13 protein-coding genes are annotated in these 12,325 nt (G+C 69.5%); 8 read left to right on the top strand and 5 right to left on the bottom strand.

The genetic code is table 11. The annotated features are described in order from the left end of the window. The first annotated feature begins 46 nt into the window (after positions 1 to 46). From ACYVF3_RS27015 to ACYVF3_RS26990, 6 genes are all read left to right on the top strand, one after another. On the top strand, positions 47 to 673 hold the full coding sequence (locus tag ACYVF3_RS27015) for an SMI1/KNR4 family protein (RefSeq protein WP_461157071.1): 627 nt from the start codon (positions 47 to 49) through the stop codon (positions 671 to 673). A gap of 306 nt (positions 674 to 979) precedes the next feature. Beyond that, positions 980 to 1,537 carry a YbaB/EbfC family nucleoid-associated protein gene (locus tag ACYVF3_RS27010; RefSeq protein WP_461157070.1) on the top strand — a complete coding sequence of 186 codons (558 nt, stop codon included), beginning with the start codon at positions 980 to 982 and terminating at the stop codon, positions 1,535 to 1,537. Continuing rightward, complete coding sequence (locus ACYVF3_RS27005; protein WP_461157069.1) at positions 1,534 to 1,863, top strand: WXG100 family type VII secretion target; 330 nt, start codon at positions 1,534 to 1,536, stop codon at positions 1,861 to 1,863. The genes ACYVF3_RS27010 and ACYVF3_RS27005 overlap by 4 nt, the downstream gene beginning before the upstream one ends. Positions 1,864 to 1,877: 14 nt before the next feature. After that, positions 1,878 to 6,236: a WXG100-like domain-containing protein gene (locus ACYVF3_RS27000; RefSeq protein WP_461157068.1), complete on the top strand. Its 4,359-nt coding sequence runs from the start codon at positions 1,878 to 1,880 to the stop codon at positions 6,234 to 6,236. Positions 6,237 to 6,258: 22 nt separating this feature from the next. Beyond that, complete coding sequence (locus ACYVF3_RS26995) at positions 6,259 to 6,717, top strand: hypothetical protein (protein WP_461157067.1); 459 nt, start codon at positions 6,259 to 6,261, stop codon at positions 6,715 to 6,717. 90 nt (positions 6,718 to 6,807) lie between these two features. Continuing rightward, the gene (locus ACYVF3_RS26990) at positions 6,808 to 7,248 is read left to right on the top strand and encodes a hypothetical protein (protein WP_461157066.1); all 441 of its coding nucleotides are present in this window, start codon (positions 6,808 to 6,810) and stop codon (positions 7,246 to 7,248) included. Between the two features lie 106 nt (positions 7,249 to 7,354). On the opposite strand, the gene ACYVF3_RS26985 is transcribed toward ACYVF3_RS26990, so the two are convergent. Both ACYVF3_RS26985 and ACYVF3_RS26980 read right to left on the bottom strand, forming a co-directional pair. Then, a complete protein-coding gene (locus ACYVF3_RS26985; protein WP_461157065.1) occupies positions 7,355 to 7,546 on the bottom strand; it encodes a DUF397 domain-containing protein in 192 nt (63 codons plus the stop codon). Continuing rightward, positions 7,543 to 8,457, bottom strand: coding sequence for a helix-turn-helix domain-containing protein (locus ACYVF3_RS26980; RefSeq protein WP_461157064.1), 915 nt, complete (start codon positions 8,455 to 8,457; stop codon positions 7,543 to 7,545). Before ACYVF3_RS26980 ends, ACYVF3_RS26985 begins: the two co-directional genes overlap by 4 nt. Before the next feature lie 68 nt (positions 8,458 to 8,525). On the opposite strand from ACYVF3_RS26980, the gene ACYVF3_RS26975 reads away from it, so the two are divergent. Then, a complete protein-coding gene (locus ACYVF3_RS26975) occupies positions 8,526 to 8,762 on the top strand; it encodes a zinc finger protein (protein WP_461157063.1) in 237 nt (78 codons plus the stop codon). After that, positions 8,759 to 8,962, top strand: a complete 204-nt coding sequence (locus ACYVF3_RS26970) for a hypothetical protein (RefSeq protein WP_461157062.1) — start codon at positions 8,759 to 8,761, stop codon at positions 8,960 to 8,962. Before ACYVF3_RS26975 ends, ACYVF3_RS26970 begins: the two co-directional genes overlap by 4 nt. Positions 8,963 to 8,997: 35 nt before the next feature. Here the strand turns inward: ACYVF3_RS26970 and ACYVF3_RS26965 are convergent, their stop codons facing one another. From ACYVF3_RS26965 to ACYVF3_RS26955, 3 genes are read right to left on the bottom strand one after another with little or no spacing between them, the layout of a single operon-like run. Beyond that, positions 8,998 to 9,645, bottom strand: coding sequence for an aspartate/glutamate racemase family protein (locus tag ACYVF3_RS26965; protein WP_461157061.1), 648 nt, complete (start codon positions 9,643 to 9,645; stop codon positions 8,998 to 9,000). A gap of 11 nt (positions 9,646 to 9,656) precedes the next feature. Then, on the bottom strand, positions 9,657 to 11,024 hold the full coding sequence (locus tag ACYVF3_RS26960) for an MmgE/PrpD family protein (RefSeq protein ID WP_461157060.1): 1,368 nt from the start codon (positions 11,022 to 11,024) through the stop codon (positions 9,657 to 9,659). Then, positions 11,021 to 12,301 (bottom strand): MFS transporter, encoded by a 1,281-nt coding sequence (locus tag ACYVF3_RS26955; RefSeq protein WP_461157059.1) that lies wholly within the window; start codon positions 12,299 to 12,301, stop codon positions 11,021 to 11,023. The genes ACYVF3_RS26960 and ACYVF3_RS26955 overlap by 4 nt, the downstream gene beginning before the upstream one ends. Positions 12,302 to 12,325: the final 24 nt, after the last annotated feature.

Below are 12,325 nucleotides of genomic sequence, written 5' to 3'. Positions count from 1 at the left end.
CGTGCTGATAACCTGATCCAACCTGCTTATCGACCTTGGAGATCCCATGCTTGGCCCAAGTACGCGGGCGTTGCTGGAGTCGGCCCGCGGGCCACTCGGCCCGAAGGTCGCCGTCAACTTCGGATCTGACCATGCCCCCCTTCAGGAGCTCGGCGAGCTGCTCTCGGAGATGAACGGCTTCTTCGCTTTCAACGCAGGGGTCCAGATCTTTCGGGTCAGCGAGGAAGGCGTCGGCCCGGAACTTTCCTATTGGAACACCGGAGAGGCCTGGAAGGACTCCTTCGAAGGTTTGGCAGATGACTACTTCTGCTTCGGCCAGGACGTCCTAGGAATGCAATTCGCCATCAAGGACGGTTCCGAAGTGGTCCGGTTCGACCCGGAGACCGCGCGAGCCGAGCGAATCGGCGATTCGTTGGATTCTTGGGCGTCTTGGCTGATGAGCAATCCGAATACTCGTGGAACGGCCACTCTCGCCCGAGTTTGGCAAGACAACAAGGGCGCACTCGATGTCGATCAACGCCTCGTCCCCCGCAAGTTCTTCGAATTCGGCGGAAAAGTAAGCCTGGATAATCTCGTGGTGAAAAATGCCGTCGAGGCGATGCGGATCCGTGGCCCAATCGCGACGCAGATCCACGACCTACCGCCCGGCACGGAGATTCGCATCAACCCCTGATCCGACCGGAACTCGACCATCAAGCCACCCGCAACAGCCACTGCGTTCAACCTTGCTTCGCCGAGCACGAACGCCCCGAATTGGATGCCGTCGGGAACAACCCGCAGACCAGCCATCGACTGAACGGCCACGACACTACTCCAAATGGAGTCAATCTGGTTGGGCGTGGCACCGATTCGACTGCACCAACGTCAATCTGACATGTGCGGCACCGAGTAGATTCTCCTTCGGACCGTCTCTGGGGAGGCGGGGCCGGGTCGCCGGTGGCGCCGTGGGTTCGACGAGCAGCGATGGGTGGGAGCCGAGATGTCTGGGCGGGATGACTTCGGGCACGAGGAGAAGGCCGCGCGGAACGCCGCTTTGCGGAACCAGATCGACGACATGCTCGCTGACCTGCGCAAGCGGACCGCGGACATCCAGGACAAGCAGGAAGCCGCCGCGCAGCAGACCTTCGAGGCTTCGTCCGAGGACGGCATGGTCACCGTGCGGGTGGACGCGACCGGGACCGTGCAGGAAGTCAGGCTGTCGGACAAGGCGTTCGAGCGCACCAACCCGGAGAAGCTGGCGCGCAGCATCACCAGCGTGATCCGCGAGGCGTCCGGGACGGCCCAGCGGCAGCTGCAGAGCACCTTCGCGGCGGAAGCCGACGTGTCGAACGTGCCCGAGGTCCCCGGCATGCCGTCGCTGCAGGGACTCATCAACAGCGGACCGCTGGTCGAGCCGCCGGACCCCGAGGCCGAACGCGCGCGCCGCCGCAGCGAGGAGTCCCAGCAGGGCCGCGCGGCCGCCGCGCCGCAGATGCGGACCGGGCCCGACGACTGGGACGACGACTGGGAGAGCAACCGCCGAGGGGGCCGCCGATGAGCGGCAAGATGCGGATGGAGCCCGAGGAGATCCGCTCGGGCGGCAAGAAGATCGGTGACTCCGGCGACGACCTCGACCAGGTGCTCAGCACCCTCAAATCCGCCTTGGACGGCGAAGGCGAGTGCTGGGGCGCCGACGAGGCGGGCAAGGAGTTCGGCGGCGACTACACCAAGGGCCGCGACAGCGTCTTCGACACCTTGAAGAAGGTCGTCAAAGCGCTCGGCGACATCGACGACAACCTCAAGGCCACCGCCGACGAAACGGAGTCCGGCGACACCGACTCCGCGGGCGGCATCGGCAAAGCCGGCTCGGACATGCCTCGGTAGGGAGTGAACTTCACTTGAGCATCGAGATGCCCGACGAGGTCAAATGGCTGCTGCCGATCGTCGTCGGTCAATCCTGGCCCGAAGGTGACGAAGACGCGATGCGTCGCATGGGCGAAGCGTGGCGCACCGCCGCCGAAGGCATCACGAGCGTCCAGGACGCGGGCAACGCAGGCGCGCAGCAGGTCAACTCCGCGATGGAGGGTGAGACCGGCGAAGCCTTCACCAAGCTGTGGAAGGACATCGGCGCGAGCGGTGACTCCGCTCTGCCGAAGCTGAAGGAAGCGTGCGAGAAGCTCGGCAAGGCCTGCGACGACGCGGCGCTGGACGTCGAGCACACCAAGCTGACGATCATCGCCTCGCTGATCGCCCTGGCGATCCAGATCGCCGCGATGCTCGCCGCCGCACCGGTCACCTTCGGCGCGTCGACGGCCGGTGTCGCCGCAGCTCAGGGCATCACGCGCGCCGTGGTGCTGCAGATCTTCAAGCAGCTGGTCTTCAGCATCCTCAAGAACGTCGCCATCGAGGTCGCCACGTCCGTGGCCATCGAGTTCGCGGTGCAGGGCACGCAGATCGCCATGGGCAACCGCGACGGGCTCGACGGCGGCAAGTTCAAGGAAGCCGCGATCAGCGGTGCCATCGGCGGTGCCGTGGGCGGCGTCTTCGAGGGCGCGGGCAAGGCGTTCGGCAAGGGCGCCGGTGACGCCGTCGGCGACGCGGCTGGGGACGCCGCGGGCAACGCGGGTGCGGCAGCGGGCCGGGCGGCGGGCGACGCCGCAGGTGGGGCGGCCGGTGAAGCCGCCGAGAGCGCCGCGAAGTCCATCGGCAAGGAAGCCGTGAAGGAAGGTGCCCTCGGCGCCGCGGAAGGCGCGGTGGGCAGCGTCGCCGAGCAAGCGATCATGGAAGGCAAGGTCGACTGGGGAGAGGTCGGCACGGGCGCGATGTCCGGCGGCGCCACGGGCGCGGGCATGGGCGGTCTCGGTGGCGCCAAGGACCACTTCGGCGGCGGTGGCATCGACGTGCCCGACACCGACGGCGGTTCGTCGAGCAACGGCTCGTCCAGCTCTTCCTCCGATTCCAGTTCCTCCTCCGATTCCTCCAGCTCCTCCAGCTCTTCCGGTGATTCCTCCAGCTCGTCGTCGGACTCGGGTTCGTCGTCGAGTTCCAGCAGCTCGTCCGATCCGCCGAGCTCGTCGTCGTCCGATTCGGGCGGCTCGACATCATCGGACTCGGGCTCGTCGGCGTCCTCGTCCGACAGCGGGCCCTCCAGTTCCGGCTCCTCCTCCGGAGATTCGGGTGGCTCGTCGCCTGATTCGAGTTCAGGGGGTTCCTCGGACTCCGGCGGTTCTTCGGATTCGGGCGGATCGAGCGCGAGTTCCTCCGGCGGTTCCTCGGACGGCCCGTCGTCTTCCAGCAGCTCGGACAGCCCGTCGTCCCGCTCCTCGGACGGCCCGTCGTCTGCCGGCGGTTCAGACGGCCCGTCCTCTTCCAGTTCCTCTGACGGCCCGTCGTCCAGCAGCTCCAGCTCGTCGGACAGCTCGGGCTCCGGTGGCTCGGACTCCAGGTCGTCGTCCGATGCGGGGTCGTCGGGTCCGGAAGTGCGGTCGTCCTCGGACTCGCCGTCCAGCGCGCCGGAGGGCGGTTCTTCGAGCTCGGATTCCCGTTCCGGTGCGGACAGCTCACCGTCCGACGGCGGTTCCACCGCGAGCAGCGGGCACTCGCCCTCTCCGGACTCGGGCAGCTCGTCTCAGTCCAACGGCGACAGCGGTGCTTCCACGCGGTCGTCCGATTCGGGCGACTCCGGTTCGCGCGAATCATCCGGCGGCGGAGGCGCTTCCGGTGCCGGCGCGGCCCACGCGGGCGGCGGCGGATCGTCTTCCTCGGGCTCGCATTCCGGTGGCTCCGGCGCCGGTTCGTTCAGCGGCACCCTGCCGAACGACTCCGACCGCGCGCCGAGCACGCCGGCGAGCACGTCCGCGTCCAACGTGGACGCTCCGGCGGCACCAGCGGCTTCGGCCGCGCCAGCAGCCGGCCCCGCCCCAGCAGCACCGCGCGCCGACCAGCCGGCCGCCGGTGGTGGCGGCGGCGCGATGGGCGGCGGCATGGGAGGTTCCCCCGGTGCAGGTGGCGGTGGGTCGACACCTTCCGCAGGAGGCAACCGCCCGGGCAGCGGCAGCGGGTGGACCGGCACGTCCGGTTCTCCCGGTGCGGCGGCTCGCCCGGCGGGCGGCGACGCGGGCCCTCGCCCGGACTCGTCCCGCCCGGCAACCGCGTCCCGGGGTCAGGCGACGCCCGACGCTCCTTCCCGCCCGAGCACCAGGCCCGACGGCGGTGTCCCGCCGCAGCGCAACCCGCAGGGCCCGAGCGCCACTCCCCCGAGGCCGGATGCGACTTCGCCGCGCCCGGATTCGTCGGGACCGCGACCGGGTCAGCAGCGGCCCGACGGGCCCGGGCAACGTCCCGACGGCCCGAGCCGGAGACCGGACGATCCTGGTCAGCGGCCCGACGCTTCGGCGCAGCGACCCGATGGCACCTCGCCGCGTCCCGATGGTCCTGGTCAGCGCCCGGACGGGACGAACCCGGACGGCGACGGCCAGCGTTCGGACGGGACGAACCAGGACAACGGCCAGCGTCCCGACGGCGACGACCCGAACGGCTCGCGCCCGGACAACGACGGCTCCGACCCGCACGGCGAATCCGACGGAAAGCCGGACGGCCACGACGATTCCGGTCAGCCGCACGACGCGGAGCCGGGCACGCCGGAGCGCCAGGACCAGATCGGCGAAGCCGAGTCGACCCGCCAGGACACCCCGGCCGGCTCGTCGTTCCACAACGACCCCAACATGCAGGACCTGGCCAACCGGGTCCCGGACGACGGCGTCCACCACACGGTCGACGTCCACGCGTTACCCGACGGCCGCGTCCGAGTCGGCGACAACACCTTCAGCGCGAAGGAATTCGCCGACATGCTCCGCCGCGACCCCAACTTCGACGGAAGCAAACCGGTCCGCCTCCTCTCCTGCGACGCAGGAACCAGCGGCTTGGCCCGAGACCTCGCCAACGAACTCGGCACCCCGGTCACCGCACCCCGAGGCCTCGCCTGGACCGACGGCAACGGCCGCGTCTTCGCCTCCGACATGGGCCCCGACGGCCGCCCCGGCTGGCCCCCGAACGGAGGCTGGGACACCCACCACCCCGACGGCACCACCACCCCGGCCAGCAACGACGGCTTCCACCCGGCACGCGACGGCGAAGATCCGGGACAGAGGCCGGAAGACGCGGAGGCCCGAGGCAAGCGCGACACCAACAGCCGCGACGAGGCGGACGAACCTCCGGGCAAGAAGCCACGCTCCGACGACGACCAGCCGGATCGATCCGGTGACGAAGGCCCGGCTCCCACGAACGCCGCAGGTGACTTCGACCCACCGCCGTCTCGCGATGTGCTGCAGACGTTCTCGCCCAACACGCTGCCTGATCACTACGGCACCGGTGCCGGTAACCGACCGTCCGTTCCGGACCCGGTCACGACGTGGAACCGGCCCGACGACTCGACCTTCACGCGTCCGGCCGACGACCCGAACGGGCGTAGCCCGATCTCGATCCCAGACCCGTCGAACCCGAAACCGCTCAACAGACTCGGCCCCCAAACACCGCTGAGCTCGCTGTCGGAGAAGGGCAAGCTTTCCCCGAACACTCGCTACGACGTCGCCGGGCGTGGAAGCTTCTTCACCGACGGGTCCGGAAAGATCAAGTGGGCGGAGATCGACACCGACGCTCCCGGTTACAACCGCCACCGCAACGTCGAGTTGCGCCGTCCGGCGCCCAACGCCGCCTACCAGGTGGACAACAACTGGACCTTCAACACCAACGACAGGGGCCAGACCGAACGGATGTCCGGTACCCCGCACTACCAGGGCACCCCTTCAGCGCTGCCCGACAGGTTCTACGACCGCGACCAAACGTCGCAGAACAAAGCAGGCGCCGAAGGCCGAGCAGAGTATTCGCACCGGCACTGGGCCGGTGGGCACATGGCCGCCCACGAAGCGGGAGGCCCCGGTGAGTACATCAACATGTTCCCGCAGATGGCCGCATCCAACAGCGGGCACAACCGGGAGGGCATGACCAACAGGGCCTCGTGGCGCAATCTTGAGGACTATCTCTCCAGCGCTCATGAACGCGGCTCAACGGTCGATCGGATCGAGGTGCTGGCGCCTCGTGAGGCTGACGGCATCCCGACCAACGTGACGTACCGTTGGCTGGAGACCGACGAACACGGTGTCACCCGCTACATGCAGTCGGTCTTCCCAAACCGGCCGGACCCGGACTTCAACTACGGTCCGTGGAGGGATTACGGCGAGGACGATGACGAATCCTGAACACAACCCGACCGCACCGGCGGTGGATGCGGACCTGGTCCGCGATGAGCTTGTCCAGGCGCTGGTGTCCGGTGCACCACCGGACTGGGCCGAGATCCATCTGGAGTTCCGCGGGAGCAGCACCATTTGCCAGGAAGAGGTAACGGGGTCGACGCTGTCCGGTGGACCGCTCCTCATGCCTCCGCCACCCGACTCGGCGCCACGTCTGAAGCAGCTCCGGGCAGCCATGTACGAACCGGGGCGAGGCACGTGGTTCTCGGCAGGCATCACGGTGAAGCGGAATGAAGAAGCGGCTTTCGTGTTCAACTACACCGATGATCCACACTGGACGCCGGTGTCGCCGACGGTGTTCACGCTGGACCAAGACCGCTTTCCCCGCGATGAGCAGCACATTCCCGCCTGGCTGCGGCACAGGCTGGCCGAAGGCGCCGCCGCGGAGCGCGAGCACGCGCGACGCCGACCGGACGACGGGTCCGTCTGACTCGGCCCGGTCCACCGGTACCGTGGTCGCAGCCGGCCAGTCGGTGGCAAGCATTCACCTCACGATCGCGATGGACACAGGAGCACCCCGATGACAGAGCCCGGCAGTCTGGAACCGGAAGCGCAGAAGGAACTGCTGGACGAGTTGGCCGCTGTGGTGGTGGCCAGCGCCCCGGAGAATTGGCAGCTCCTCGCCATCGAATATCTCTGCGTCGGCCGTCACGTGGAGGTCCGCGTGGGCGTTACCGATGCGGAAGGAACCGCCATCTCCTGGGAACCCCCGCAGGAAGTGGACAACCTCTTCTGGCGGCTGCGCGTCGGCATGTACGAAGAAGGGCTCGGCACCTGGTACACCGCGTTCTTCCGGATCAGCCCACCCGATACCTATGAGATCTACTACAACCGGGACAACGAGCCCCCGTGGAACCCGCCGCTCGAAAGCTTCCGCAAGGAGCAGGAAATGTTCCCCCGCGATGACGAGCACATGCCCGACTGGTTCCGTCAAAAACTCGCCGGCGCCGGTCAGGCCTGATCCGCATCCGGCCAAATCGCCGCACGAGCGCGATCTGGGCAAGGACGCATCTCAGAAGCACGGTGGCCCCGGACCTACGCAGGTTCGGGGGCCATCGTTGTCGTGGTCAGCTGCTGAAGCGGTCGGACTTCACCGCGTCGAGGAAACTCGCCCACTGCGTCCGGTCGGCCGTGACGTAGCCGCCCTCGCGGTCCTTGGTGTCCCGGACAGCGGCGCAGTCACCGAGCCGCCCGACCTCCACGCAGCTGTCGTTGGGGTTGGAGCGGGACGACTTTCGCCAGTTCGTCGGTAAGTTCATGACCCGGTGATCCCTTCCAGCTTCTTCGCGATGTCGCCCATCAGATCCGTGGAATCCACGGGGTTCAAGGCCGCAGTCACCAGCGTATCCAGTGCGTCCCGGTACTCCTCGACGTCGGCGGCGTCGTACAGGAACACCGGACCTCGGTAGTGCTCAAGGTGAATCGTCGGCGCCGCCTTGGCGAACTCGTACAGGATGAACGAACCGTTGTGCGCCAAGGTCCAGGTCCTGACCGACGAAGGTATGACCCTGATCTCGATGTTCGGCCGTTCCGCGAGATTCATCAGGTGCTGGATCTGTTCCAGCATGATCTCCTCGCTTCCCATCGTTTCGCGCAGCACGCGTTCCGCGATCAAGCCAACCGCCAGGTTTTGGGAGTGCAACGCCTCGCGTCGGGCCATCCGCATCTCGATCCGCACCTCGCGCTCATCGGGCACCACCGACGACATGATCTGAGTGGCGTAAGCGCGCGTCTGGAACGGACCCGGCACCACCAAGGGCGCCACGTGAGTTGTGCGGGTCGCGGCTCGGTCGTATTCCGAGAGCTCGATCAGGTGGGCGTGCATTCCGGAGCGGCTGTCAGCGACCAGGTTGGGTTCTGATGCCGTTTTCGCGAACTCGATCAGTTCGTCGTAGCGATCGCCCGTCACCCCGAGGACGCCGAGGAGGCGTGCCACGTAGGCGATTTCCGGGGTGCGTTCACCGCGCTCGAAGCGGGACACCGTTCCCTGCGCGAGGCCGAGTTCGGCGCCGAGGTCCCGGACCGTCATCTTCGCCTTCGTGCGCAGGTCGCGGAGCTCGGCACCGAGAAGGCGCGCCTTCGGCGTGTTGCGTTCTGTGGCTCCGCGCATGCGCCAAATCCTAGATCGACATAGGTGCTGGTCAAACAGCTCGATCGAGCGATTGATCATGTGGCCTCGGAGCCATAATCATGACTCCGAGGTCACATGGTCTCATCCCGTGGCAGAGAGGTCACTCGATGTACAGTCCGCTCCCGTTCCGCTGGACGCCTGGCGACGGACAACGTCACGCCACGCGCGAACCCGTCGCCGAGGGCGCTGCTGCCGAAGCGCTGTGCGGTGAAGGCATCACGGCTTCGTTCGACGAGATCTCGTGGTTCTGGAGCACCTGCGCCCGCTGCAACGAGCTCGCCCACGAGCTCGCGGCGGTCCCCATGCCCGACTCCATCACGACCGACCTGGGACGGGCCAGGTGAACGCGCGCCTCTGCCGCAAGCTCCGGGCTGCGGTGATCGCCATCGACGCCACCGCGCGCAACGTGGAGGTCGATCGCGCTGAGCCCGAGGAGCGCGAAGTCCTCGCGCGCGTCTGCGACGAGCTCGCCCGGGCGCTCCGGGCCCGGGACTCGGCCGTGCAGGTCGAGGGCGCGGTCGTCGAAATGCCCTCGCAGCAGTGAGAACCCGCTCCAGCTCGGTGCGGCCCCCGGCCTGCTCAGCGAGCAGCTGCTCCGCCGAGGGCGCCGAGGACTCCGAGGCCGGTGCGGATCGGGTCGAGGACCAGCGGGAGGCGCGGTTCCTGCTCGGCGGTGTCGACGGCTGAGCAGCCGTTGACCACGGCCGTGACCCCGGCGTCGCGGGCGTCGATCAGCGCGGGGCGCATGGCCGCCGACCAGCGGGCGGGGTCGGTGATGTCCTCGACGCCCAGGTCGAGCACGCTCACCTCGTGGAACGAGGAATCCCAGCCGTAGGCGGAGATCCGGGCGCGGAGTTCGGCGGCGATCGCGGCGTTGCGGGTGATCGCCCCGACCCGGTGGCCGACGGCGACCGCGGCACCGGCGGTCAGCCGCAGCAGGCCGAGCGCGGGTCGGCCGCCCAACGTTCCGCCGTCCTCGGGCACCGCCGGGTCCAGGACGCAGTCCGGGAGGACCGCGTCGCACTCCGGAGCGCTCGCCAGGGCCTCGGCGACCAGGGACTCGGAGCGGCGCACGTCGTCGGCGGTGTTGAGGGCGCGGGGACCGTCGGGGTTCAGGTCGGTCAGCACGACCTGGATCCCAGCCGGGGCGAGCGCGTCGTACCGAGCTTGGCGGCGGGCCACTTCTTCGGGTCCGACGGTGATCGGGGTGACGGCGTGGACGAGCACGGGATTCCTCCTCATCGGAAGCGGGCGATCGAACCGAGCGCGCGCAGCTGCTCTCCGGCGTCGGCCGCGTCGGGCAGCGCGGTGACGTGCTCCCGCACCGCGGCGACCACTTCGGGAGCTCCGAGCAGATCGCCGAGGACGCGCACCCGGTCCTCAGCGGTGAACGGGTGGTGCGCGGCGTCGCCAACCGGGTTCGGCCGCTCCTCGACGTGCTCTCCACCGGGGGTGCGCACGGTGACCCGGACCGGCCGTTCCGCCGGGAGCCGGGCGTCCAGATCGGGGGCTGCGCGCACGGTGATGCGCCGGGCGAGGTCGGCCGTGGCGGGGTCCTCCAGCGCGTCCCGCGACAGGTCGGCCGGCACGACGCGGCCCCGCAGCAGCGCTGTGGCCACGACGAACGGCAGCGAGAACATCGCCGCGAGCGGCGTCGGCCACCGCGTGCGGTCGAGCTGGGCGCCCAGCGAGTGGATCTCGACCAGCACCTCGCCCGCGTCGCCGTCGATGCGCTCCCGCAGCGACAGCGCCGCGTCGACGGCGGCGTGGGTGAACGAGCAGGACGAGCGCTGCTTGAAGTAGCCGCCGAGGACTTCCCAGCGCTCCCCCAGGCCGTCGCCGAGCGCGGCCGGGTCGAGGACGCCGAGCAGGTCCCCGAGCGACTCCGCGGCCACCCCGGTCAAGTGCCCGGTCCCGGAAGCGGCCAATCGCGCTGCGGCCAGACCGGACTGGTTCGACGCGCCCACCCAGGCGTCGCGAACCGGGTTCCCGTCCAGGGCCGCGGAGAACGGCCCCGCGATCGGCAGACCGCTCGCGGCGTCGATCGCGACCGCCGCGTCGTCACCGCCCAGCCCCAGGACGCGGGCACTACCGGCACCGGCACCGGCCACGCCCCAGTTGCCGTGCGGATGGGTCCCCTGCCGGAGCCGGGTGGCCCGACCGAACCGGGCGGCGACCTCGTAGGCGACCAGCAGCGCACTGCACAGATCAGCGCCCGTGGTCGCCGCTCGCGAGGCCAGGGCGAGAACGGCGGGAAAGCCGTGCGCCGCAGGATGTCCGCCCGCGAGGCGGTGCCCGTCGTCGAGTTCGAGCCGGACCGACGCCGTGGCGTTCAGCCACGCGGCGGCGTCGACCGCGACCGACCGGCCGGTCCCGAACAGGGGCGCCGGTCCGGCCGGTGGGTCCCAGGCGTCGACGAGCGCCCGCTGCGCGGGTTCGCGCGAGCCGAGCGCGGTGACCGCCACGGCGTCGACCAGCACGGTCAGCACCCGTTCCCGGACCTCGTCCGGGACGTCGGACCAGCGCAGCTCGGCCGCCCACTCGCCCAGGCGTTGCACCGCGCCGCGGACGCGGTCCTGCCGGGTTCCCCGCTCGGCCACGGTCACGCCCCGGTCGTGGCGGTCGCGGATTCCGAGCGCTCGACGCGCTCGCGCGGCACCAGCAGCATCAGCAGCGCACCGGCCACCGCCAGCCCGGCCATCACGACGAAACCGCTGGTGAAGCTGCCCGTGCTGGACACGATGAAGCCCATCACCGAAGGCGCCACGATCCCGGATGCAGCGAACGCCGCGTCGGCGAACCCCGCCGCGCTGCCGGGCTGGTCCGGAGCCGCGTCGATGGAGGCGACCCACCAGATCCCGCCGGTGATGAAGCCGAAGCCGACGCCCAGCGAGATCGAGATCAGCGCCACGGTCAGGGTCGGCGCGATCGCCAGCGGCACCAGCGAGCACCCGGCCAGCAGCAGCGCGACGCCCATCACCGCGAACCTGCTGCGGATCCTCGGGCTGCGCCGGTAGACCCGGTCGACGATGACACCGCCCGCCAGCGCGCCCACGATGCCGCACGCCCACGGCGCGATCGAGAACGCGCCGGCCTGCTTGACGCTGAGCCCGTAGGCCTGGGACAGGAACGACGGCAGCCAGTACATGAAGCCCCAGAACATGAAGCCCCACGCGAAGTACCCGCCCGCGACGACCCACAGGTTCCGGTTGGTCAGCAGCGGGCGCCACCGCACCGGCGCACGACCGGAAGCGGCCTCGGCCTCCTGGTCAGCGGCGATCAGCTCGCGCTCAGCGGCGTTCACGCGCCGCGATTCCTGCGGCAGGTCGCGCAGCAGCCAGCTCGCGAAGACCGCCCAGACGACGCCGAAGACCGCCAGCGTCCAGAACATCCCGCGCCAGCCCGCGAGTTCCATCAGCCCGGTCAGCAGCGGTCCGGAGATCAGCAAGCTTCCGGAGACCGCGACACCGCCGCACAGCGCCAGGGCGACACCGCGCTCGCGGATCGGCAGCCAGCGGCTGACGGTCCTGGTCGCCGCCGGGAACGCCGGCGCCTCACCGATCCCCAGCAGCAGCCGGATGATCAGCAGGCCGGCGAAGGACCCGGCGACGGGGATCAGCGCCGTCGTGACCGAGAACAGCGCGACCGCGGTCAGCAGCACGCGGCGGCACCCGAACCGGTCCACCAGCGGCCCGGACAGGAACGCCGCGACCATGTAGCCGACGGAGAAGACCGAACTGATGATCCCGTACTGCGCGGTGGTGATCCCGAAGGCCGCCTCCAGCGGTTCGACCGCGTAGGAGACCGCGCTGCGGTCGATGTAGTTGATGACGATGAGGCTGACGACCAGCCCCAGCGTCACGAAGCGGAACCGTGTGCTCATGTTGGATTCCCTTGGCTAAAGACC

This window comes from Saccharopolyspora tripterygii (genome assembly GCF_054778355.1).
Note: the sequence above shows the minus strand (reverse complement) of the source record. Positions and strands in the feature narration are given on the sequence as shown.